The 24618-nt window shown below is 41.1% G+C and carries 22 protein-coding genes; 7 read left to right on the top strand and 15 right to left on the bottom strand.

Annotated elements, in window-relative coordinates; all coding sequences use genetic code 11:
• Nucleotides 1-97 precede the first annotated feature (97 nt).
• Complete coding sequence (upp, locus tag IQ264_RS22665) at nucleotides 98-751, bottom strand: uracil phosphoribosyltransferase (protein ID WP_193983126.1); 654 nt, start codon at nucleotides 749-751, stop codon at nucleotides 98-100.
• Nucleotides 752-845: 94 nt separating this feature from the next.
• Nucleotides 846-2084: an RNA-guided endonuclease InsQ/TnpB family protein gene (locus IQ264_RS22660; RefSeq protein WP_193983124.1), complete on the bottom strand. Its 1239-nt coding sequence runs from the start codon at nucleotides 2082-2084 to the stop codon at nucleotides 846-848.
• A gap of 510 nt (nucleotides 2085-2594) precedes the next feature.
• Here IQ264_RS22660 and crtH point away from each other — a divergent pair.
• A complete protein-coding gene (crtH, locus tag IQ264_RS22655; RefSeq protein WP_193983122.1) occupies nucleotides 2595-4133 on the top strand; it encodes a carotenoid isomerase in 1539 nt (512 codons plus the stop codon).
• 158 nt (nucleotides 4134-4291) lie between these two features.
• Here crtH and IQ264_RS22650 read toward each other — a convergent pair whose 3' ends face one another.
• Together IQ264_RS22650 and IQ264_RS22645 are read right to left on the bottom strand one after the other, a co-directional pair.
• A complete protein-coding gene (locus IQ264_RS22650) occupies nucleotides 4292-4741 on the bottom strand; it encodes a hypothetical protein (protein WP_193983120.1) in 450 nt (149 codons plus the stop codon).
• A gap of 24 nt (nucleotides 4742-4765) precedes the next feature.
• Nucleotides 4766-5395 carry a TetR/AcrR family transcriptional regulator gene (locus tag IQ264_RS22645; RefSeq protein WP_193983118.1) on the bottom strand — a complete coding sequence of 210 codons (630 nt, stop codon included), beginning with the start codon at nucleotides 5393-5395 and terminating at the stop codon, nucleotides 4766-4768.
• A gap of 226 nt (nucleotides 5396-5621) precedes the next feature.
• Here IQ264_RS22645 and IQ264_RS22640 point away from each other — a divergent pair, with 226 nt between their 5' ends.
• From IQ264_RS22640 to IQ264_RS22620, 5 genes are all read left to right on the top strand, one after another.
• Nucleotides 5622-7007, top strand: a complete 1386-nt coding sequence (locus tag IQ264_RS22640; protein ID WP_193983116.1) for an HlyD family secretion protein — start codon at nucleotides 5622-5624, stop codon at nucleotides 7005-7007.
• Between the two features lie 155 nt (nucleotides 7008-7162).
• Nucleotides 7163-9118, top strand: coding sequence for an ATP-binding cassette domain-containing protein (locus IQ264_RS22635; RefSeq protein ID WP_193983114.1), 1956 nt, complete (start codon nucleotides 7163-7165; stop codon nucleotides 9116-9118).
• 3 nt (nucleotides 9119-9121) lie between these two features.
• Nucleotides 9122-9580 carry a GNAT family N-acetyltransferase gene (locus IQ264_RS22630; RefSeq protein WP_193983112.1) on the top strand — a complete coding sequence of 153 codons (459 nt, stop codon included), beginning with the start codon at nucleotides 9122-9124 and terminating at the stop codon, nucleotides 9578-9580.
• Nucleotides 9577-10683: an ABC transporter permease gene (locus tag IQ264_RS22625; RefSeq protein WP_193983110.1), complete on the top strand. Its 1107-nt coding sequence runs from the start codon at nucleotides 9577-9579 to the stop codon at nucleotides 10681-10683. Before IQ264_RS22630 ends, IQ264_RS22625 begins: the two co-directional genes overlap by 4 nt.
• A gap of 123 nt (nucleotides 10684-10806) precedes the next feature.
• On the top strand, nucleotides 10807-11931 hold the full coding sequence (locus IQ264_RS22620; protein WP_193983108.1) for an ABC transporter permease: 1125 nt from the start codon (nucleotides 10807-10809) through the stop codon (nucleotides 11929-11931).
• 14 nt (nucleotides 11932-11945) lie between these two features.
• Here IQ264_RS22620 and IQ264_RS22615 read toward each other — a convergent pair whose 3' ends face one another.
• The 9 genes from IQ264_RS22615 to IQ264_RS22575 form a co-directional block, all read right to left on the bottom strand.
• Entirely contained in the window at nucleotides 11946-12605 is a 660-nt protein-coding gene (locus IQ264_RS22615; protein WP_193983106.1) for a Na(+)/H(+) antiporter subunit B, read from the bottom strand.
• On the bottom strand, nucleotides 12605-13183 hold the full coding sequence (locus IQ264_RS22610) for a DUF4040 domain-containing protein (RefSeq protein ID WP_193983104.1): 579 nt from the start codon (nucleotides 13181-13183) through the stop codon (nucleotides 12605-12607). The genes IQ264_RS22615 and IQ264_RS22610 overlap by 1 nt, the downstream gene beginning before the upstream one ends.
• Nucleotides 13176-13454: a monovalent cation/H(+) antiporter subunit G gene (locus IQ264_RS22605; RefSeq protein ID WP_193983102.1), complete on the bottom strand. Its 279-nt coding sequence runs from the start codon at nucleotides 13452-13454 to the stop codon at nucleotides 13176-13178. Before IQ264_RS22605 ends, IQ264_RS22610 begins: the two co-directional genes overlap by 8 nt.
• A 12-nt stretch (nucleotides 13455-13466) precedes the next feature.
• Nucleotides 13467-13718: a hypothetical protein gene (locus IQ264_RS22600; protein WP_193983099.1), complete on the bottom strand. Its 252-nt coding sequence runs from the start codon at nucleotides 13716-13718 to the stop codon at nucleotides 13467-13469.
• On the bottom strand, nucleotides 13715-14104 hold the full coding sequence (locus IQ264_RS22595) for a Na+/H+ antiporter subunit E (RefSeq protein WP_193983097.1): 390 nt from the start codon (nucleotides 14102-14104) through the stop codon (nucleotides 13715-13717). Before IQ264_RS22595 ends, IQ264_RS22600 begins: the two co-directional genes overlap by 4 nt.
• Complete coding sequence (locus IQ264_RS22590) at nucleotides 14089-15531, bottom strand: cation:proton antiporter (protein ID WP_193983095.1); 1443 nt, start codon at nucleotides 15529-15531, stop codon at nucleotides 14089-14091. Before IQ264_RS22590 ends, IQ264_RS22595 begins: the two co-directional genes overlap by 16 nt.
• Complete coding sequence (locus IQ264_RS22585; RefSeq protein ID WP_193983093.1) at nucleotides 15528-15863, bottom strand: cation:proton antiporter subunit C; 336 nt, start codon at nucleotides 15861-15863, stop codon at nucleotides 15528-15530. Before IQ264_RS22585 ends, IQ264_RS22590 begins: the two co-directional genes overlap by 4 nt.
• A gap of 135 nt (nucleotides 15864-15998) precedes the next feature.
• Nucleotides 15999-16571 (bottom strand): TIGR04376 family protein, encoded by a 573-nt coding sequence (locus IQ264_RS22580; RefSeq protein ID WP_193983091.1) that lies wholly within the window; start codon nucleotides 16569-16571, stop codon nucleotides 15999-16001.
• 143 nt (nucleotides 16572-16714) lie between these two features.
• Entirely contained in the window at nucleotides 16715-17965 is a 1251-nt protein-coding gene (locus tag IQ264_RS22575; protein ID WP_193983089.1) for a hypothetical protein, read from the bottom strand.
• 332 nt (nucleotides 17966-18297) lie between these two features.
• On the opposite strand from IQ264_RS22575, the gene IQ264_RS22570 reads away from it, so the two are divergent.
• Nucleotides 18298-22455: a PAS domain-containing protein gene (locus IQ264_RS22570; protein WP_193983087.1), complete on the top strand. Its 4158-nt coding sequence runs from the start codon at nucleotides 18298-18300 to the stop codon at nucleotides 22453-22455.
• A 215-nt stretch (nucleotides 22456-22670) separates the two neighbouring features.
• On the opposite strand, the gene IQ264_RS22565 is transcribed toward IQ264_RS22570, so the two are convergent.
• A complete protein-coding gene (locus IQ264_RS22565) occupies nucleotides 22671-22910 on the bottom strand; it encodes a hypothetical protein (protein WP_193983085.1) in 240 nt (79 codons plus the stop codon).
• Nucleotides 22911-23242: 332 nt separating this feature from the next.
• Nucleotides 23243-24618, bottom strand: a 1376-nt coding sequence (gene mnmG, locus IQ264_RS22560; RefSeq protein WP_193983083.1) for a tRNA uridine-5-carboxymethylaminomethyl(34) synthesis enzyme MnmG, incomplete at its 5' end; no start/stop codon positions are given.

The raw sequence follows: 24618 nt of genomic DNA, 5'->3' as shown, positions 1-24618 counted from the left end.
GTCCCCTTGTCCCCTTGTCCCCTTGTCTCCTTGTCTCCTTGTCTCCTTGTCCCCTTGTCTCCCCTGCCCCTGGAGCCCCTCTGCTCCCCTGCCTAAATCACTCGGTCCCAAAAGTGCGATCGCCTGCGTCCCCTAAACCAGGGACAATAAAACCATGTTCGTTCACTACTTCGTCTATGGTGGCAGTGTAAATATTCAATGCAGGATAAGCAATACTGAGTTTTTGTAAGGCTGGAGGAGCCGCCACGATCGAAATAATTCTGATTAAGCTAGGATCTGCACCACGAGAGGTTAATTCTGCCATTGCTGCCATAATTGAACCCCCAGTAGCCAACATCGGCTCACTGATTAATATCCTAGTTTGCTCTTTAAACTGGGCTGGCAATCTGTTCAAATAACAACTTGGTTCCAAGGTTTTTTCATCCCGCACTAAGCCAAGGTGATAAACCGAAGCTAAAGGCAAAACGCTTTGCGCCCCTTCCAACAGTGCCAAACCTGCGCGTAAAATTGGCACTACTACGACGGGAACCTCTGGATTAACGAAGGTTGCAGGACATTCAGTTAAAGGTGTCTGAACTGTGGTTTCCATTATCGGCAACCATTCTCGCGCCGCTTCGTAAGTTAGCCAGCGTCCTAATTCTGTCATGGCGCTGCGAAATAAAGGAGTCGGGGTTGTCTCACTCCGGGCAACACCTAGCCAATGTTTAATTAAAGGATGGGGTGGTACATAAACTCGTAATTGGAAAGTCATAGTAATTTTGCATTTAATACCTTAGTTTCGGGGATGTTTCCTCCCTACCTGGAAAGAAGCAAATTCTCAACCGCTCAACTAAACTTACTCAAACCTATTCACAGGCTGAAAGTCCAGTCATTCGTAGTGGATCAAGCACTACAGGGTTAAACGGCAAACCCTTTATTCCTTGGTCTAAGACATCAGGAATTACTTTTCTGGTAATATTAAATGACCCATTCACATCGGCATTTAATAACTTACCACTCGCTGTCTTATACAATCCTCTAGCTATTCTATTTCCCTGAAACACTGGTTTTTTGTCTCCATATTTAGGGAGAGCATCCCCATCTGTTGCACTAGCCATAGATGTATAAGATTCTTCTGTAATCACGACTCTTATTCCAGTTAATTGGGCTTTATAGGTCAACATTTCTATTAATCGATAATGGGGGATATTCACAAATTGTTGATTATTCCTTTTGCCTAAGTTAATTTCTTGTTTCCAGTTAGCATTATGTCCAATTACCAGGATTCCTATGTGATGCTCTCTACACCAATCTATGACTCTTTTACTGGCTGTATGTAGATAGTTATCTACTCTACAGTTGCGTTTATGAGTAAGATTTTTTAATCTTTGAGATTGGGTTTGATTATGTTTTAGTTTCAGTGCAGATTGTAAACCAGAACGTTGTTTATTGTAAAAGGTGTTAATCGCTTTTAGTGGTCTGCCTTTAATCAGCATAGGTGACACGCCTGTTTGATTGGTAGTTACAGCCATTAAGTTATTCACACCTAAGTCTATCCCTGCTATTTGTTGATGGTTGGTTGTTGACTCTACTTTTTCATAAACTATTTCGATGATATAACAACTACTTTTGGGTACAATCCTCGCCTCGATTATTTCTGTTTGTGATGTGGGAATTTGAATTTCACTCATCGATAGCTGACAAATTCCTTTTTTTAAGGCTTTTTTCGAGATTGATTCGTGAGGATAAGGGAGAATGTTGCGTCCTTTGGTTTTATGTTTATATCCCGGTATTTTTGGTTGACTTTTGAATTTTTCGGGATGTTTCTGCCAGACTTTTACTGCTTGATAATAACTTGTCCATGCTGAATCTAATCGGCGGATGATTTGCTTACTAACTTTTGTTGGTAAGGCGAGGTAGTCAGAAGTTTGTGATAGCAGGTGGTAAAGTTGGTTAAAGTTTAATTTTTGGTGGTGGACAAAGAAGTGTTGACGATAATGATAATTAGCTAGGTTAAACAGATTTTTTGCCAAAAAAGCTTTGTGGTCAATTTCTGACCAGAGAGGATGGTTTTTGGTGATAATATGACGTTCTACTAGCTTCATGTTGTGATTATACCGTGAAAAGAGCTACTCTCAAAAATTCCCTCAGCCAAAATTCCTCATAATTGGCATTTAGCTATCAAAATAACTAATATTAAGCAGAATTAGTTAGATTTTTGGCAACTGCATTTACCCCTGAATCATCATAAGCTGTTTTTGCTACATTGCTGTATCCTCAGATCTTGCTCCAGTCAGGAGGTTGAACCTCCCAACCCTCGTTACCAGGTTGAACCTGGTAACGAGAAATAGAGGCTCCGCCTCTGGAGTGCGCTTATCTCAGTATCTGTTTGCGATCTTATTGCAAATTTTTCCTAATAGTATTGACATTAGTTTTCAATAAGTTTATATTAACCTTTAAGTGTTCTCCTCTCTCGTGTTCTCCTCTTTGAGGGACGGCAGACGGGCTCGGTCAGCAGTAGCAGATAGAGTCCGTATTTTTTTTGCTAGCAGGGACAGACTGATAACGTTAGACTCTAATACGTTAATACAATAGGTTTCTTTCTTACTTACCCCATGCCTTCGGTGAAAAAATCCCTAAATTTGGCTGCTAATGGTAACTTAATGGAATTTGATGCGATCGTAATTGGCTCTGGTATTGGTGGGTTGGTGACAGCAACTCAGCTAGCGGCTAAAGGCGCAAAGGTGCTAGTACTCGAACGTTATCTCATCCCTGGTGGTAGTGCTGGCTACTTTGAACGAGATGGTTATAGATTTGATGTCGGAGCATCAATGATTTTTGGCTTTGGCAACAAAGGTACTACCAATCTTCTGACTCGCGCTTTGCAAGCAGTAAATGTCAGCTTGGAAACAATTCCCGATCCCGTACAGATTCATTACCACTTACCAGAGGATTTAAATATTAGAGTACATCGGGATTATGAGAAATTTTTGCAAGAACTAATAGAAAATTTTCCGCAAGAACAGCACGGCATTCGTCAGTTTTATGACGAGTGTTGGCAGGTTTTCAATTGTTTGAATGCAATGGATTTGCTGTCACTGGAAGAACCCAGGTATTTGACGCGAGTGTTTTTCCAGCATCCGATGGCTTGTTTAGGGTTGGTGAAGTATTTGCCAAAGAATGTGGGTGATGTCGCCCGCAAATATATTACAGATCCGACTTTATTGAAGTTTCTTGATATTGAGTGTTATTGCTGGTCTGTTGTCCCAGCGGACATGACACCGATGATTAATGCGGGAATGGTGTTTTCCGATCGTCATTATGGTGGCATTAATTATCCCAAAGGTGGTGTTGGTCAAATTGCTTTAAAACTGGTAGAAGGTTTGGAAAAAGCTGGTGGTGAAATTAAGTACAAAGCCAGAGTAACCAAGATTATTACCGAAGATGGCAGGGCTGTAGGTGTGAAATTGGCTACAGGGGAAGAGTATCGAGCAAAACGGATTATTTCTAACGCTACTCGCTGGGATACTTTTGAGCATTTATTACCTGCGGAAGAAATGCCTGCAACTGAGAAGAAGTGGCAACAACGTTATCAAAAATCTCCGAGTTTTTTAAGTTTGCACTTGGGCGTAGCAGCAGATGTTTTACCTTTGGGTACGGAATGCCATCATATTGTTTTAGAAGATTGGCAGAAAATGGAATTACCAGAAGGGACAATTTTTGTTTCTATTCCGACATTGCTCGACCCCAGTTTAGCGCCAGAAGGTTATCATATTCTCCACGTTTTTACGCCTAGTTGGTTTGAAGATTGGCAGGGAATGTCAGAGGATGAATATGAAGAGAAAAAGGAAGAAGCAGCTGGCAGAATTATTGAACGTTTAGAAAATATTTTCCCTGGTTTAGATGCTGGTTTAGATTATATGGAAGTGGGAACTCCCCGCAGTCATCGCCGCTTTTTAGGTAGAGATGATGGCACTTATGGCCCGATTCCCCGGCGTAAGTTAGCGGGATTATTGGGAATGCCTTTTAATCGTACTGCAATCCCAGGTTTGTATTGTGTGGGAGATAGTACTTTTCCGGGTCAAGGTTTAAATGCAGTGGCTTTTTCCGGTTTTGCCTGTGCTCATCGCGTGGCGGTAGATTTGGGTTTGTGAGGGACTGGGGACTGGGGACTGGGGACTAGGGACTGGGACAAGGGGACAAGGGGACAAGGAGACAAGGGGACAAGGGGACAAGAAGAAAATAAACTTTTAATCTTTCTTTCCTTCTGCCTTTCTTCCCTTCTGCCTTCTGCCTTCTGCCTTGGAGCCTTCTACCTTGTGGGAAAGATGCGTCCGAATAAGGGTAAATAAGCTCTTAGGGATTGCTTGTGTCTAGCTCTTACATCTGCATCAAGGGAGCGTTCTAAGGCGATCGCATTTGCGGTTCCTTGGGGTGTTTTTTCGGACATAATTACTAAGGCTTGTGCTAAACGAATGGCGGCTTCATTTTTGTTGCCTTTGGCAATAGCTTCATCGGCTAATTTAATAGCTGCACTTTCGTCTGGTACTGCTGAAGGACGGCTAATAATGCCTCTGGCAATTGCTCTTTCATAATTTAGTCTGTAGGGGGTGCAAGTTTGGGGAGTGCAGCGTTTTGCTTGTTTGGTGAATTGTTCGCTATTGGTTTGAGCGGTGGTTGTTTGGGGGAAATTGGTGCAAGTTGCGATCGTTGCTAAAATAACTGTTATTTTTGTGAGCGTTGTTAGCGTATTCTTCGGCATATTTTCTCCCTTTCTTGCGGCAATTTAGGAATCTAATAAATCTTTAATAGCAGTATCACCTAAAATACAACGAATTAAGCTTTTAATTAAACGCTCTTTTTCCATTGGCATCGTGTGTTTTCCTTGTAGCACTTCTTGAGATAGGATAAATCCGATAATTGTTCCCATAAAAATGCGGGTTGTTGCTTCTGGATCGGGGATGTTTAATTCAGGATGGGACTGGAAGTAATCGCTCAAATTCTGAAAACCATATTGCACGACGGTATTACTATAAAGTTGGGCTAATTCAGGAAATCTTCCAGATTCAGCAATTACTAATCTAATCAAAGCAATATACTCTGGATCTTCGATTCGGCGCAGTATACTGGTTGCCAGTTTAGATAGCACTGCGACAGGTTCGCCTTGAAATAATTCTGATTCTGATTGATATTCTGCTTGCAAACGCCGAATTGTTACTCGCTCTATTAATGCTCTAAAAAGTCCTTCTTTGTCCTGAAAGTGGCTGTAAATTGTTTGCTTGGATACACCAGCTTCGGCAGCTACGCGATCCATGCTGGTGGCGGCGTATCCATGATGTAAAAAAATTCTCATTGCGCCTTGTAAAATTTGTTCGCGCTTGTTATTTATTGCTAAGTTTGTCTTTTTTTGAATCATTGATTTTCTTAGCCTAAAGTTATTACGTTAGAAATCTTTTTGTAAATTTTTGTAAGATTTTTGTAAAAGCATAGTGCGAAGTATAGTATAACAAATATATTCATACTAAACAGTCTAGTTTAACAAAGATTTGTTTAGCTTGTAAGCAATAGCAATTAAAGATTTTGCTGGATAAAACATCATAATTTTTGCGATTCCCCAGAACTAAAACCAGGGGGTGTAACCCATGACACAAATAAGTTCACAACCGAATCAGTTTGTTCCTGATGCTCAAGAAAAATCTAAGCCTGAGCGTAAATTTAAACCTGGTTTATTGCGAATTCCGCTAGTTTTGTTAATCGTTGGTGGTGTAGGGTTTTTCAGTTGGAATTATTTTTCGCGTCCCCAGAAAGAAGGGTTAGAACTGAGTGGAAGAATAGAGGGATATCCGACAGATATTGGTGCAAAAGTAGGCGGAAAAATTAGTTTGGTTACGGTGAGAGAAGGCGATCGCGTAAATCAAGGCGATGTAATTGTTAGGTTGGATGATGCAGAGATTCAAGCACAATTAAGAGGTGCAGCGGCAAAAATTACGGCAGCAGAACAACAGAAACAACAAGTATTATCACATATTGAGGTAATTAATAGCCAAATTCAAGAAGCACAATTAAATATGCAGCAAGCGATGGGAGATGCGAAAGGAAGAATCTTTCAAGCAGAATCAAATTTAGCGGCTGCACAGGCGCAAGTGAGTCAAGCGGAAGCGATCGTTAACCAAGCAAAAGCAGAAGTTATTCGCGCTCAAACGCAAGTGGATCAGGCGAAATCACAGTTAAAATTAGCGAGGATGAATCGCGATCGCTATGCACAACTTTACAAAGAAGGTGCATTTTCTAAACAAGTATTCGACGAAGCACAAACTAAGTTTGAAACGGCTCAAGCAACTTATGAAAATGCGGTAGCGGGATTAGATACCAGTCAGGCAACTTTAGCCAGTAGAAAAGCAGCTGTTGATGCGGCGAAAAGGCAAGTAAATGCGGCGCAAGGTGGATTATTGCAAGCACAAACTACGAGTATTAATCCTGATATTCGCAATGCTCAAGTTAATGCTTTACGCCGCCAATTAAATGTTGATAAAGCACAATTAGCGGCGGCGGAAGCAGAAGTGAAAAATGCTCAAGCAACACAACAGGAAATCCAAGCACAAATGTCTTATTTAAATGTAGTTAGTCCGATTAGCGGAGTAGTAATTACTCGCAGCGTTGAACCGGGAGAAGTGATAGCAACTGGCAAAACTTTATTAACAGTACTTAACCCAGATTCTGTTTATTTAAGAGGGTTTGTTCCTGAAGGTAAAATTGGTCAAGTTCGCGTGGGACAAAATGCCAAAGTTTTCTTAGATTCCGCACCAAAACAACCTTTAAATGCTCATGTAGCAGCGATCGACACTCAAGCATCTTTCACCCCAGAAAATATCTATTTTAAAGACGATCAAGTTAAACAAGTTTTTGGTGTAAAACTTGCTCTTGATAACCCCCAAGGATTTGCAAAACCAGGTATGCCTGCTGATGCAGAAATTATCCCCGAACAAAAATCCTCAACCAATTCTACTCAATTAAAAGGTAAAGACTAAGAGGTAAAACAAGAAAACTCTTCCGTTTCTTTCTTTGCGCTCTTCGCGTTCTTTGCGGTTCAATAAAAAATAATTTTTTTTAACCGCAAAGAGCGCAAAGAGCGCGAAGGAAAAGACAAAAAGTTAGTACTAATAATGTAATTATAGTTAAAAAGATGAGTCAGTATATTATCGAAAATGCAGATTTTAGGATGCAAAACCCCTCAAATAATTTGGTTATTGAGGTGGCAGAACTTTATAAAAAATATGGTAAATTAACGGCAGTTCGAGGGGTTAATTTTGCGGTTCAGCGGGGGGAAATTTTTGGTTTAATTGGGCCCGATGGTGCGGGAAAAACGACGACTTTTCATATTTTGGCAGGGGTGATGGAAGCATCGGCGGGGGATGTTTGGGTTTTAGGGAAAATTCCCCGCAACGCTAGGTTAGGAATTGGTTATTTAACGCAGCAATTTTCCCTTTATTTGGATTTGAGTATTGATGAAAATCTCCGCTATAGTGCGGGTTTAAGAGAGGTTTCAAATGAGTTGTTTATGCAGCGTCGTGCTAAATATTTGCAGTTGATGGGATTGGAGAAATTTGGCGATCGCCTAGCTGGACAACTTTCGGGGGGAATGAAGCAGAAATTGGCGCTTTGTTGTGCGTTAGTTTCGCAACCGGAAATTTTGCTTTTAGATGAACCAACAACAGGTGTCGATCCGGTTTCGCGAAGAGAATTTTGGGATATTTTGGCAACTTTAGCTAATGAGGGAACTACCATTGTTGTGGCGACTCCTTATTTAGATGAAGCGGAAAGATGTAGTCGCATTGCTTTAATGTATGATGGGGAAATTCATCAAATTGGGACGTTAAAAGAGTTAAGGGAAAGTTTAGGTTTACAACGTTTAGAAGTTCGCACTAATGATTTACAAACTGCGGAGAAAGTTTTGCTAAGGGCGATCGCTAATTCCCCAAACATCGCTGATGTGCAAACTTTTGGCGATCGACTAGATGTTTTAGTAAACAATGTTGCAACGGGTAAATCGCAAGTTGAAGAAATTTTTCATCACCATAATTTAGCAATTAATTCTATTGAAAGTGAAGAAGCGACGCTTGAAAATGTTTTTGTAACTCGCTTGCGTCAACAGGGTTCCGATCCGCCATTTGTCCCTTTTCCTAAATCAAAAAGTTCTCATTCCCAGTCAGATATTGCGATTGGCGCTTACGATTTACAAAAAATTTTCGGTAACTTTGCAGCAGTTAAAGGCGTAACATTAGAAATTAAATATGGGGAAATTTATGGATTGTTAGGCGCGAATGGTGCGGGAAAAACCACGACAATTAAAATGCTTTGCGGGTTGTTGGAAGCTAGTAACGGAAAAATTTATTTAGGCGGAAAAACTAGCAATTTACGCAGTAAGGAATTGCGCCGACGCATTGGTTATATGAGTCAGAAATTTACGCTTTATGATGACTTATCAATATTGCAAAATTTACAATTTTATTGTGGTGTTTATGGCGTACCAAGGCGATCGCGCAAACAAAAAATCGACTGGGTTTTAGAAACCTGTGGTTTAGCAGGACAAGAAAATTTAATTACCGGACAATTACCCGGAGGATGGAAGCAAAGAGTTGCTTTTGGTGCTTCAGTAATGCACGAACCAAATATATTATTTTTGGATGAACCTACTTCTGGTGTCGATCCTTTAGCAAGGCGACAATTTTGGCGTTTTATTAATGAATTTGCGCGTCAAGGAACAGCGATTTTAGTCACAACTCACTATTTAGAAGAAGCAGAACAATGTAATAGAATGGGTTTTATGGTAGCAGGTGAAGTGGTAATTCAAGGTTCGCCAAGTGAAATTAAAGCACAGCAACCAGGAGAATTAATTGAGCTAGTTACTAACAGCACTCAAGCTGCTTCCGATTTACTAAAAACTGAATTGGAATCTTGGCGAGTTTCGATTTTTGGCGATCGCCTCCATATCGTTCTCGATCGTCCAAAAACCGAACTTCCCGAAATCCGTTCATTCTTACAAAATGCGGAAATAAATGTCCAATCTGTACGAACAATTCCCTTTTCTTTAGAAGATGCTTTTATTGGAACAGTACAACGCGCACAACAAAAGGTTTAGTTTATGGAAGTAACTTTTAAAACTGCTAGTAATGACGATCGCAATTTACTCTTAACCTTAACCAAAGAGTTTTATCAACTCGAACACTTAACTTACAATGTGGAGGTGTTAAACAAATGCTTTGATGAAATCTTTACTAACGATAATTTAGCAAGAATCTGGATAATTTATGACGATCGAGAACCTGCTGGTTATGTAGTGTTAACTTTTGGTTATAGCTTGGAATTTCACGGAAGAGATGCTTTAATTGATGAGTTTTATATTCGCGAAACTTATCGCAGTCAAGGAATTGGCAAAAAGACATTAAAATTTGTGAAAAAAGCTTGTCAAGATGTAGGGATTAAAGCTGTACATTTGGTAGTTGCTCATGAAAATCATCGAGCTAAAACCATATACGAAAAAGCAGGTTTTACTGAACATCAACGCTATATCATGACTAACTGGATTAATTCGGAAACATGAAAAGAATCATCTCTCAATGTATTAAGGAATTAGCACAATTTAGACGCGATCGCTTAACTCTTGCATTGGCAATTTTACTACCTATAGCTACACTATTTATCTACGGTTATGCGATTCGGTTAGAAACTAAAGATATCCCCATAGTTATTCAAGATTTTAGCATGACTCCTTTAAGTCGTAGCTATGTAGAACAGCTATTTTCGACTAACAAATTTGCCGCTACACCAAGGATTGGTAAAGCAGAAGTTGCTAGTGCGATCGATCGTGGAATCGCCAAAGCAGCAATTATTATTCCCCCGGACTTTGACAGAGAAATTAAAAATAATAAAACTAGCACAATACAAGTTTTAATTGATGGTACAGATGCCAATAATGCTAGAGTAATTCAAAATAACATTAAAGCAACAAGTCAAGCATTTTTAAGAAGTTCTCAGTTGCAACCAAGTAATAATAACGTTGTAACACGAACTCGTCTTTGGTTCAATCCCGGAAGGAAAGAATCTCTTTATATCGTACCAGGAGTTTTCGGGGTAATTTTGTGGATTTTTCCTTCTTTGTTAGCTGCGATCGCAATGGTAAGAGAAAAAGAAAGAGGCACAATTTTACAAGTTTATGCTTCTAGTTTAACTGCTGCCGAACTATTACTTGGTAAATTATTAGCTTACTTTCTAATTGGTATTGCTCAAGCCATATTTGTCATTATTTTAGGCGCTATTTTATTTCAAATTAGTTTAGTTGCAGAACCAAGTTCTTTTATAATTGGAACTTTGCTTTTTTTAACTAATAGCGTTATGTTTGGGTTAATGATTGGTACAAGAGCAAACAGTCAAAATGCCGCTGTTCAAGGAGTTGCTACGGCTGGTTTTACCACTGCATTATTACTTTCTGGTTTTATCTATCCTTTGAGTAATATTCCCTTTCCTTTATCCTTAATTTCTAATGTTCTTCCAGCAAGATATTACATTGAATTAAGTAGAGATGCCTTTGTTAGAGGTACAGGTTGGTTAGGTATTTGGTATGCACCAATAGTTTTATTTTTGACATTTTTATTCTTATTCAACGTTGCTAGACGTAATTTAAGCAGAATGCAATTACCAGATTAACAATTAGTTATTTTCTCCCCTCCCCGTCAACGGGGAGGGGATTAAGGGGTGGGGTTTAATAACTGTGGGAAACATAACTGATTACCCGAATTTAATAATCATTGCTTTAGGGAATAAGGAACTATGAATTTTATCGATCGTTTATTAGAAACTCCTTTAATAGCTTTAATTCTCAAAGAAATCAACCAAATTTTACGCAATAAACAATTAATGTTTTTGCTATTATTTCCACCAACTGTTCAGCTTTTAGTTTTCGGCTTTTCTCTTAACCCAGATGTGCAATATATTAAACTGGGAATTATTGATTATGCTAATACTTATGAAAGTCGGGAATTAATTGCCGCTTTCACCGAAAATGACCTTTTTCAACCGAAAATATATACTTATAGTCAGGAAGAATTAGGTCAAGAAGTAAGAACTGGAAAAATTACGGCTGGGTTAGTAATTCCGCCTGATTTTAATCGGGATTTATCCCAAAATAAATCAGCAGAAATTCAAGTTTTAATTGATGGCGTTGACGCAAATACCGCCGGAATTGCCAATGGATATATTAATCAGATTGTCAATCAATATAGCCGCAGTTTAAACGAAAATAAATCATCGCCATTAGTGCAAGTTCAAAGTGTTTTTCTGTATAATCCCGGTTTACTTAGTACTTGGTTTATTATCCCAGGTGTGATAGGATTAGTGTTAAATTTAACCAGCACTTTAGTTTCCGCAACTACAGTAGTTAGAGAAAAAGATTCTGGTACTTTAGAACAATTGTTGATGACTCCGGCGGACGCTTGGGAAATTTTATTAGCGAAAATTGTACCGCTTTTTGTGCTGTTAATGGGAGATGTTTTATTAGCTTTAAGTATTGCTCGATTTATGTTTAAAGTACCTCTAAGAGGTAATGTAATTCTGTTTTTTGCCTTTGCTGGACTTTATGTACTTGTGGGAATTGGCATTGGGATTATGTTAGCAACCTTAGCACGCAGTCAGCAACAGGTAATTTTAATTTCTTTCTTTATTAATTTACCAGTAATTCAACTTTCAGGAGCGATCGCACCCATTGAAAGTATGCCCACATTTTTCCAAGACCTTTCATGGTTCAATCCTTTACGCCATTTTGTCACTATTACCAGAGGTTTATTACTCAAAGGCGTAGGAATTGAAGTACTTTGGCCTAACGTATTAATGTTAGCAATTTTCGCTGTAGTTCTGCTCACAATTAGTATTAATCGCTTTCGTTCTCAGTTAAGTTAAACATAACTGGCATTTTACAACAATCCTCGATAACGAATAAAAATTAACACAGCTGCCCAAGAACCTAACGCTACTTTTATTGCAACCAAAATATTGAGTATAGGGATAATACCACCGCTGAAAAGATCGCCCAACTGTCCGTGTGGTAATTCTATTCCGATTAAAGTAATCGCTGCGAAGACAACGAAAACTAAAACCGAAATTTTCTCTAAAGTAGCAGCTTTCCAACGTTGGTAGATTGCTTGCATCCATTCTGGGGATGAGGCGATCGCCACAAGTCCGATCGCAGTTCCCAAAGCTACCCCAGCTGCAAATCCACCACCCGGACTCAAGTGCCCCCGAATTGCCAGTTCAATCCCGACTAAAGCAGAAATCGTTGCTCCTAAACGTGCTAAAACAATTGAGGGTTCATCTGTAAACTGATAGATCTTAGTTTGAGGCTTTTCATTTGCCAGCAGATAATAACAACCCATAATCGCGATCGTAAAAACTACCACTTCAAAGATCGTGTCATAGAGCCGATTCATGAAGATAATTCCCGTAACAGCATTAGGTATGCCAGTATCTTTGACGATCGCTTCCACGATCGGTACTGATGATTCGGAAGTTGGATTAGGTATCAGTAGGATTTTGAAAAACAGCGCTATTCCCGCTGCAATATAAACCCAATTCATCAATGCTTCTCTCCTGAATCTGGTATGTTTACATAAGTCAAGCTAATTTCTTCCGAGGACAGTTCGCTTTCCATAATCTCGTAGATGCGTTTAACCCTAGTCGCAGTCTGATATGGTGGAGTTTGGGCAACTCGATCGTCTAGTTCCGATCGCACTAATGGAACACAAGTTGCATGAATTTCCCTTTCCTTTAACGCTTGCTCTAAATCGTCTGTATCCTTAAAAGGAACGAGTTCCAGACGCATATAGCGTTTACTAAAAATTCTGCGTAACTCTTTCCTGAGTCGTTCAAAATGCAGATTTTCCTCTGACTCGATCGCCATATCTTTGAGCACACCCAAACGCATTACCAACGACGATCGCACTGCCACTGCATACAAAGTAATCGCCAGCATTGTACCCACCAATGCTTCCGTTAAAGCCACATCTGCTGCGCCCAAAATTGCATATAGCATTGCCGCTATTGCTCCCAGGATGCCACGAATCACCAAAGCATGATAGGGATTAGTCTCAAAGATCACCATGCAAGCAGCCAAGGGAAGCAAGGGGACGAGCGCATAAATATAATTATCATTCATGGCTACCCTCGCTACCAGAAGAGTATGCCAAAACATATCCGAGCACTGTATTCCAGATTGCTAAACAAATGAGTGCCAGGAGTAGCAAAGGCCATTCATTAGGTCTGACTAATATTAGCCCAACGACGATCGCCATCGATCCCAAAGTATCAGAAACCGAAAGACTATGCAGCTTGAATAAGACCGATCGCTTCCTCAGTAGATGAGAAGTTCCCCAAAACCAAAAGACGAGTCCTAAGCCAATCAAAACATAACTGAATAAGTCGATCATAAATTAATAATTTCACACCTCATTTAATCGTTTGAGAATCTGAGCCAACAACATGAATCCCGCATTTCCCACACTTAAAATGATTACTCCAGCCACACCAACCATCCAATCATCCCGTAAAACCGAGACGACCAAAATCATAATTGATGTCTTACTCGCCACACTCGCAAGAGACAACATCTTTTGCCAAATATTATCGTCTTTCAATGCTTGGTAAATGGGTATGAGAAGGGCTAAAATCATTGCCAATAGCACCACATTCATTGGTTTTTTCTCCTACGTACCCAGTGAACTTCGTACCAGCCATCTTCGTGATATTTCCTAACAATAGTCTTTGGCGTAAAAGTGATTAAGAAGATATCCAGAAATATCAATGTTGGTGTCCGTTGCGGTTTAACTCGCTCCATTGTAATTTCTTCTTCTTCATGGGGACGAAGTATGATTTGAAATGCCTCCATGTATGCTTGAGGAATCGCCACCAGAATTTCACGGAATACCCGCAGCCAGTCTTTTAAAACTACTGGAGTTTTGTGAAGACCGGGCAATAGAAATGCAACAATGATGCCAATTATGATATTTTGCCAACTAAAATTGGCGGTGAGCAAAAACCAAATTGACAATCGCAATATCAGATTTAAATACCCAACCATGCAAACCCCTTCCAGAACAAAAAGACTAAAATCAAAGTCATTACACCAATCAGATGATCGAACTGTTCAATGGCACGAGGCAGCTTGATTACTAAATGTTTGAAAATCAAAAGATATGCCAACCATCCAATGCCGATCGTTACCAGGGGTTTAATGATATTTTCCCAGGTATAAGCTTCGTAATAGACAATATTGGCGATAAACAGCCCACCGATTAATATCAGCACTGCCACCCAGAAACTTGGCTTTGTATTATTTTCTGTTACCCCACGCGGCAGAAAGATGAATTTGGCAAAGGAGATTGCTGTGCCCAAGGCGGCAATATTCATGACGATCGCTTGCCAAGGCAAAAGATTCTTCGATGTCAACACCTTTGCCCCAAAGCCAGACAGCAAGGGAAATCCAGAGATGGAAAAGCTAGCTATCACCAAGGCAATCCAAATCGGGGTACTAATCGGCTGATGTTGCAGTTCCTTAAAGTTGCGACTTGGTAAGTTACCCGCAATTAAAAACAGAGCCGATTTAACCAATCCATGTGTCAGCGCATAAAAGCCCCCAACAATCGGGGCGGCGAGGATAAAACCTAACTGAGAAACTGTGTGAAACGCCAGCATCCGCTTAGTGTCTTTTTCAAAGACGGCATAGAAAACTCCCAAAAGCGCAGTTCCCACACCGAAAACTCTTACAATTGGGTCAACCTCTGGCACCATTAACGCACAACGCACTAAGGGATAAACCCCCGCTTTGACCACAACTCCCGACATTAGCGCCGATACAGGCGTTTCCGATTCCGAGTGAGTCAAAGGCAACCATAATCCCGATACAAAAATTCCTCCTTTTGTCAAGAGTCCCAAAAAAATCAAGGCTAGGGCTTCGGGGGGTGCATCGCGCAAACCTGCAAAACTAAAGGAATTATGTGCTTGATAGACTAATACTGCGCCGATTAGATAAAAAAGTAATGCTACATTGCTGACGCACAGATAGCGTAAGCCCACCCAGATCGATCGATCCGTCCGAGGATAAACAATTAAGAGAAACGCGGCAATTCCTAATACTTCTAACGCCACGTATAAAGTTACAAAATCCGCACAGACAAAAGCGGAATTAATGCTGCCATGTAAAATGATGGCTTGGGTATAAAAAAAAGTTGTCTTTCCGTTGTTCCAACAATAGAAGATTACTGCTGCCGTTACCAGCGCATTTGTCAATATGAAGAAAGCACTTAATTGGTCGGCATATAATCTGACACCGAAATTATCAACTAATAGAAGTGAGACAGGCGATTTTTCCGCGAATAGGAGTGAAGCATATCCAGCAGAAGCTAGGGCGACTCCCAGTGCTAAATAGCGATCGAGTAATGGGAATAGATAGATGAAGAACCCGACAAAAAATGGGAGTGTAACCCATGCGATCGTAATAGTATTCATGGTGTATTATTCTTCTCGATCTCGTTAGTTTCCAATGTCGGATTATTCCGCGCCAGTTTCATGGCACCAACTAACATTAATGCTTGAATCGAAAAGCCGATCACAATTGCTGTTAATATTACCGCTTGAGGAACTGGATCGGCGTAAGCACCTTTTTGAACACTCCCCAAAATTGGTGTAAACAAACCCTCTCGCGACGCAATCACCACATAATAGGCGACCGCCCCCGTACTCATAACATCCATAGAGATGATCTTCATCATCAGGTTCTTTTTCAGGATGATGCCGAAAAATCCACTGAATATTGTTGCTAATACGCACGCTTCTAACACGACAACTGCACGATTGGTAAGGGTTTGGTAAGAGATCGATCGTTATTCTTTTATCTAAAGATACACTTATAGAATGCACAAAAGAAGACCGAAACCATAACCATTTCCAACTGTAACCATTGCAAATTCCAATTATCAACGTCCCAGATTTCTCTTCATTTGATCTAACTCTTCTTGAGCTTCCCAACGGCTAAATTCCGCTTCTAAAGAATCCATTCCCCCAGTAGATTTAAAAGTACTACCTTGATTCCAACCAACATTTTGTGTTCCCGCTTTTGCACTAGCCCGCGCCGCTTCTGCTTGTGCCGCTTTTGCCCGCACTTCCTGCCTTCGCACTTGAATTTGTTGATATAATTCCTGAGTTTTAGTAATCCGTTCTTTCACCCCTTTCATGTGTCCCCAAAGCTGATTACCTTGGCGCAACAAAGCAGCTTCATGTTCCTGTGCAGGTTTGACTAGATCTATTCTATTTGCCGCTTTCGCTTTGTCAATGCGGATATGCCAGCGTTGCACTTCTTGTGCAGTACTCAAAATTTGCTCCTCAACCTTTTTTTCCTGCAACTTCAACTCAGCAATTAACCGCTTTGTATCTTCCTCTTGTTCCCGCAATTGTTCTTCTAAAGCTTGTAACTCCAAATGCGGATTATTCCGCAGGTATTCTTCTAAGCGACTTTCTAAAAAACGGCTTAAATCTTCAAATAAACCCACTGCCTAAACTCCTTTTTATAATTTCTGAGTTTTAAATTTTGATTAGAAAACTCAAAACATTGTTAGGGCGGGTTTTGTCTTTAAGATTGTTTATTTAATGTATGAATTATCTACCAAACCCGCCCCTACAAACTCAAAACTATTTAAAACTGTTGTCCGACAAAAATAGAGCGAACTTCGCCATTTTTGCGGATAACAACTTCGGAATTTTGGTTGTTAATTTCTACCAACGTCCAACCACTCGAACCAATGCTTTCCCCGATAGAAATCCTCCGGGGAACACCACCAATTTCAAAGATAGCCGCTGACCTGTCTCCCAAAACTAAAACCCCTCGCAGACTAATCGGATTAGCTGGAATAGAAGCGGTAGCCTGTGTAGACCGATTTCTAAAAGTAGGTTGTGCTGTAGGTGAGGGAGGAATTGCTACCACTCTAGGAGATTGCGATGCAACTGGAGTGGGAGAAGCCGCTGGTTTTGCAGCAGCTGTTGTTGGTTTTGCAGTAGGTGAAGCTGTTTGATTTGGTAAAGCAGCACTAAGTTTGGGAACAGTTGGTGCTTTGGCGACAGGACGAGAAGTTGGTTTAGCTTCAGGTTTCGCACTTGCTGCTGGAGTTGGGGAAACTTTTGCTGTAGAAGTTGCTTTTGGAGTTGGGGAAGCTTTTGCTGTAGAAGTTGCTGGACTTGGCGCAGCAGCTGGGGGAGAAGGTTTTGCTGCTAAAGAAGCAGGATTTGTATAAACTATTCTGGGTTGGGGATAAACTGGGATATAAACTCGTTCTAAAACATTAGGACGGTTAGAATTTTGCGGTAGATTACCAGGAGTCAACACAGGTAATGGTGGTTGACTTGGTGGAGGTGCTGGTGGAACTACAGGAACTTGCTTGCGTTCTTGTGATTTTTGGTCGATACTTTCTAGAGCCTGCTGCATATAATCCACAAAAGCTAAATCCCTCTGTGCTGCCTGTGTCGCTTTCGTGGAGGCTGAATTATTCCCTAATAATGAATTCAATCTACCTTGACCTAAAACCCACAATAGCAAAGTAATTCCCAAGGAAGCACAAGCCGCAATCAATAGCCATTTTTCCAGGGACTTCCCAGACTGCTGAGGCTTTGGCGTTTTTTCTGGTTTAGTAATTTCTTCTGCTACTGTGGGACGAGAGGCAATTTCCGTGGGAATTGTCACAGATGGAACAGCCATTGCGGGGACTGAAACATATTCTGCGGGTTCATCTGGTACAGTCGGCGTTTCGCTACCAGTTTCGAGTATTCTTTCCACGTCTGCGAAAATATCGTCCATCAAACGATTGGCATTGGCATCCATTGACCAAGGTTGCTCTGATTTTCCTTCTAAAGACTTGACCGCAATTTGGTTAGTAGTAACTTCCTGTGGCATAGATGGCTGATTCACTCCTTGCTGATTTTAACGATAGCGTTTAAAAGTGCGGATGACGCTAGGTGCAAAGCTAAAGTTTCTATAAAAAATATTGCTAGAATCCAAACAATTATACGCTGGCTAATCAGCTTTAGCTTACAGCAGATTTCTCAGAGTTGGTAGCCTGGAAGTTTGGGCAGGAGTTTTAATACTGGCTGGAGATTAACTATATTCTGCTCATCTTCAATGCTTGATGTCTTAACTTGCAGCGAACTTATTCCTCAAGAGAGATCCATATTGAGGAAAACTGGGGTTGAATGAAAAAAACCGTGTACGTATACGGGTAAAGCTCCATGAAGCGCGATGCCACAGGTAAGTTTGTTAGCAATTGGGAAAAAGAAAAAAAACAACGATTTAGCGTAACTCTTACCAGTAAAGCGTGGCGCTTACTCGATCGCGCAGCAAGTAAGCAAGGAATTTCCCGTTCGGAAGCGATCGAACACTTTGCCCGCTCTTTAGAAAATGAAGAATGTCTGGACTGTAACCAAAATGGAATAAATGCTCTTATAGCTGCACAAGAAACAGAAATCAAGCAAGCTGAGGCAGAACGCGAAAGATTGGTGCAAGAACTGGAAATGGAACGGACTCGGTTTGAAGCGGTTTTGCAACAGATGCCAGCAGGAGTGTTGATTGCCGATGCTGCAACTGGGAAATTGGTTCTAGCGAACGAACAAGCCAAACAAATTGTTAGGTACGACTACAAAGAGTTGCTTGAGCTTGAGGAATATGTACCTGTTACTCCATTTGCAGCTTTTCGCATTGATGGACGGATCTATGCGCCCCAAGAATATCCGCTACCGCGATCGCTTTTGCAAGGCGAAGTCGTAGCTAACGAAGAAATGATTCTGCATCAAAATGATGGCAACCAAATCTTTATCAATGTAAATTCCGCACCAATTCTCGATCGCCAAAATCAAATTGTGGCAGCCGTTGCGATCTTCCAAGATGTTACCCAACGCAAACAACTCCAATTAGAACGCGATCGTCTTTTAGAAAGAGAACAAGCCGCACGACAACAAGCAGAAACCGAACGCAAACGATTAACAGATATTCTCATAGAAGTTCCAGCCATGTTTGCGGTTTTATCAGGGCCAGAGCATCGATTTGAACTGGCTAACCCCACCTTTTTAAAAGTTTCTGGACGTTCCGAAGACATCATTGGCAAAACAACAAAAGAAGCGTTTCCCGAAATGGCAGGTCAGGGATATTTTGAGATTCAAGACCGCGTTTATCAAACCGGAGAAGTGATTCGAGGAGATGAATTTTTAGCTCGCTGGGATGCAGGAGATGGCAATTTAGCTGAAGGATTTTTCAACCTCGTTTTTCTGCCACTTAGAGATATCGAAGGTCACATTGACAGTGTTTTAATTCATGGAATTGAAGTAACTGCACAGGTAAAAGCGCGTCAACAAGTAGAAGCCCTACTCGAACAGCTTCAGCAAAAAGAAAGACAACAACAATTTCTCCTAGAATTAAATGATGCAATTCGTTCTATTGAAAACCCCAAAGAAATTATGTGGGGGGTAGTTTGCTCCACAGGAGAGCACTTCAATGTTACTCGCTGTACTTATGGTGAAATTGACCCAGCGCAAGAATATGTAATTGTCGATCGCGATTATTGCAATGGTGTAATCAGTGTAATTGGTACTCACCAATTGAATTCATTCGGTATTGAAATTATCAACGAACTAAAACAAGGCAAAACAATTGTCGTTGATGATGTCGATATCGATCCTCGCACAGCTGGATCTGGAGCCGCTGCTTTCGATGCAATTCAGACAAAATCTCTTTTGTGCGTTCCCTTAGTGAAAGAAGGAAAGTTTGAAGCACTATTTGTATTGCACCATGTTTCCCCCCGACAGTGGACTGAGGAAGAAGTAGTGCTGATGGAGCGAATATCCGAAAAAACTTGGTTAGCAGTAGAAAGAGCGCGAGCCGAAGAGGAATTGCGAAAAAGCAGAACTAGACTGCAACTGGCGTTGATAGTCGGACGGATGGGAACCTGGGATTGGGATATGCAGACCAATACCATCACCTGGTCAGATGGTCAGTTTACCATCATGGGACTTCAACCAAACGAATTTGAACCAAGCTACGAACTTTGGGCTAAAAGCGTTCATCCTGACGACTTAGCAGAAACAGAAACAGCACTGCAAACAGCCTTGCAGGAAAGAACGGATTTTCACCACGAATATCGCACGCTTTGGGCAGATGGCTCCATTCATTGGACAGAAGCGAGAGGACATTATACCTATAATATCTATGGAAAACCGACGCGCATGATTGGCGTTTTGATTGACATTACAGAACGCAAGCAAGTCGAACAAGAACGGGAACAATTGTTAGAAAGAGAACGCATTGCTCGGACTCAAGCCGAAGCCGCACAAAACCAATTGAAAACTATTTTTGAAACCTCTCCGGTAGGAATGGCATGGTTAGATTCCGAACAACGATTTATTGCCATCAATGAAGCATTAGCCGAAATCAATGGATTAACCCGCGAACAACATTTAGGACATTCAGTAGCAGAACTTTTCGCTCACATAGATGCACAAATAGTGAAACTCTTCGATCGAATTTACAGCACGGGAAATCCCTTTATTTCACCTAGTTTGGCTATTAACGCTCCCAAACGCGACGATCGCCAACCCGGTTATTATAACGTTTACTATTTGCCAACAAAGGACTCAAACGATCGGGTAAAAGACGTTTTAGCCTATGTTTTAGATGTAACTGAGCGAGTGCGCTTAGAGCTTGCCCAAAGCTTTCTTTCCGAGGCGAGTGCAGTCCTAGCTTCTTCACTAGATTATCAAACTACCCTGGAACGGGTGGCAAAACTGGCTGTACCTAAGTTAGCAGATTGGTGTGCTGTTCATATAGTTGGAGAAAATGGTGCGATCGAACAAATTGCCGTAGCGCACAAAGACCCAGCTAAACTGGAATGGGCCGAACAAATCCGACATAAATATCCTCTGAATCGTGAAGATCCTCGCGGCGCTGCTTTGACATTGCGAACGGGAGAATCGGATTTAATACCAGATATTCCAGATGAAATGCTCGTGCAAGGAGCCCGTGACCCAGAACATTTAGAAATATTGCGACAGGTTGGGTTTAAATCAGTAATGACAGTACCACTACGAACCCAATCGCGAATTTTAGGGGTAATTTCTTTTATTTCTGCCGAATCAGGGCGAAGCTACAATTCAACCGATTTACTATTAGCAGAGGAACTAGCATATCGCGCTTCTTTAGCGATCGATAACGCACAACTCTATCGGGTAGCGCAACAAGATCGAACCAAAGCAGAAGCCGCCAACCGAGTAAAAGACGAATTTCTGGCTGTACTATCCCACGAATTGCGATCGCCTCTCAATCCGATTCTAGGCTGGACAAAAATACTGCGAACTAAGCGCCTCGATCCAGCAAAAGCCGAACAAGCGTTAGAAACGATCGAACGCAATGCCAAACTACAAGCACAATTAATTGAAGATTTATTAGATGTCTCGCGCATCCTCCAAGGGAAGATCGCATTAAACATCGCCAGAGTAAACTTAGCTGCCACAATTGAAGCGGCACTGGAAACTGTAAAACTCGCAGCAGAAGCCAAAAATATTCAAATTCAAATCGCACTCAATTCCCTGACGGGAGAAGTTTTAGGCGATACTAACCGCCTACAGCAAGTTATTTGGAACCTCCTCTCCAATGCAGTCAAGTTCACCCCAGCGGGAGGAAAAGTCGAGGTGCGGTTGGAACAAGTCGGTACAATGGCTCAAATTCAAGTTAAGGATACGGGAAAAGGTATCACAAAAGAGTTCTTACCTTATGTATTTGACTACTTCCGGCAAGAAGATGGTACGACAACGCGAAAATTTGGTGGACTGGGATTAGGATTAGCGATCGTTCGTCATTTTGTTGAATTGCATGGCGGAACTGTAAAAGCTGATAGTCGAGGAGCAAATTTAGGCGCTACATTTACTGTCCAATTACCGATACGTAACATTGAAGGAAGAGGAGTAAAAACTGAAAATACAATTTTCGATATTCAAGACTCAGCACTTAGCACTCGCCTAGCAGGTATTCAGGTATTGGTTGTAGATGACGATGCCGATATGCGGGAGTTAGCAGAATTTATCCTCACACAATCAGGGGCAGAAGTTACCACAGCTGCTTCCGCCGCACAAGCATTAACTCGTTTGAATCAATCTATTCCCGATCTGCTAGTTTGTGATATTGGGATGCCAGAAATGGATGGTTATTCCCTGATCCAACAAATCAGAAAATGTTCGCCCGAACAGGGAGGAAACATTCCCGCGATCGCTCTCACTGCTTATGCTGGAGAAATCAACCAAAAACAAGCTATAGCTGCCGGATTTCAGATCCATCTAGCCAAACCTGTCGAACCTGAACAGTTAGTAAAAGCGATTTTACAGGTGGTGCATCCAACGTTATAGCAAAGAGTCGTATTTAATAGATGGGGGGATGAGGAGATGGGGAGATGGGGGGAAAGAGATCCTTGATGATTCTTCCCTTGTTTGCCATCGCAAGGTATATCTCATACCAAATCCGGGTTAATTACCCTCTCTATCTTCTCCCTCTTTCCTCTGCGTCCTCTGCGTCCTCTGCGGTTCATTAATAAAGGTGGTTTTTCACGCACGCGGATTTAGTATCACACCTTATCATTGCCATAAAAAGAACATTGCGCCTGTGCATCTATTCCTTTTCCCGATGGTTGATAAAGAAAAACCCTTTCTACTTGAAACCATTCTCCATCTTTAAATACACAGTCTCCTACTCTAGGAATTATGCGATAAGCTTTCACCCACTCTTTATCTTCAGTAGGTGCGTTATCAGTGTTTTGATGTTCAAAAGATGCGTAATAGACGAATTGAATTAAGAATGTTTCCATAAAAAATGCTGGATAAAACCCCAGACATTATACGCAACTGATGGAATTATTGCCGGAGAATTTATAAGCAATTAGAAAAATTGTTTCCGATACATTAACCTCTTGCAAGGTTTATCACGCTTCTGTTATATATCAAAACCCTGTAGAGACGTTATATATAACGTCTCTACATTATCTGTAATCAAATGAACATGATATCAAGGGAAAAAATTAAAAATTTCCCCAGTATTTTTGCCAGAGTGTTTCATAAACCCGGTTGATAATCAATGATGAAAATCACTCTTCCCTAGTCTCCAGTCCCCTTATCCCCAGTCCTAATTTCCCAGAAAATTCTATTCGACACTCGCAGCACTTAACTGACGTGAACGAAGTTCTAAATACACTAACAAAGCGTTCATATCTGCTGGATTAACTCCGCCGATTCTCGCTGCTTGTCCAATAGTTAATGGTTTAACTTTGGTGAGTTTTTCGCGGGATTCTTTGGAAAGGGTTTCAATCACTGAGTAATCCAAATCTGGGGGAAGTTTGCGGTATTCGTGTTTGGCAATTTGGTCGATTTGATGTTGTTGACGTTGCAAGTATCCCGAATATTTCAGGTCAATTTCAACGCCTTCCCTTTCTGCTTGGGTTAAGTTGGGGTTTGCCAATCCATATTTGTTTAAATCAAGATAATGAAATCCAGGACGACGCAATAAATCGCTTAAGGTAATGGAACCTTTAATTACTTGTTGGGTATCAGATACGATCGCTTTTCCTATGTCATCATGTTCTTTAATCCGATGACTGTGCAACCGTTCTTTTTCTGCTGTAATATTCGCCTGTTTCCGCGTAAACAATTCCCAACGACGGTCATCGATTAAACCAATTTCCCGTCCTAATGGTGTTAATCTTTGGTCGGCGTTGTCCGATCGTAATATTAACCGATATTCCGATCGGCTTGTCAACATCCGATAAGGTTCGCGCAAATCTTTGGTACATAAATCATCTACCAAAGTCCCAATGTAACTTTGTTCGCGGGGAAAAACAATCATTTCCTGATTTCTGGCAAATCTTGCCGCATTTACACCCGCGACAAATCCCTGTGCTGCTGCTTCTTCATAACCCGTTGTTCCGTTAATTTGTCCCGCACAAAACAACCCTGCAATTTTCTTGGTCATCAAAGTTGGGTAACACTGAGTCGCGGGTAAATAATCATATTCCACGGCATAAGCAGGACGCAACATTTCGCAGTTTTCCAAACCGGGAAGAGTCCGCAACATTAATAATTGTAGATCTTCTGGCAACCCAGTAGAAAATCCTTGAATATACAATTCGGGAATATCTCGACCTTCCGGTTCGATAAAAATCTGATGACTTTCCTTATCAGCAAATCGGACAATCTTATCTTCAATACTAGGGCAATATCTCGGCCCTTTGGCATCAACCCAACCGCCATAAACGGGAGACAAATGTAAATTTTCCCGAATCAAACGGTGAGTTTCTGCGGTTGTCCTTGTCATATAACAAGGCATTTGTTCTCTTTCTATCCAAACTTCCGGGTCAAAACTAAACCAGCGAACTTCTGCATCTCCCGGCTGTGGTTCCATTTTACTATAATCGACCGATCGCTTATCAACTCTTGCCGGAGTTCCTGTCTTTAACCTTCCCGTTTCAAAACCTAACCGATTCAAAGTTTCTGTCAATCCAACTGCGGCAAATTCTCCCGCAC

The organism is [Phormidium] sp. LEGE 05292 (assembly GCF_015207735.1).
Taxonomy (GTDB): domain Bacteria; phylum Cyanobacteriota; class Cyanobacteriia; order Cyanobacteriales; family Aerosakkonemataceae; genus Floridanema.
Note: the sequence above shows the minus strand (reverse complement) of the source record. Positions and strands in the feature narration are given on the sequence as shown.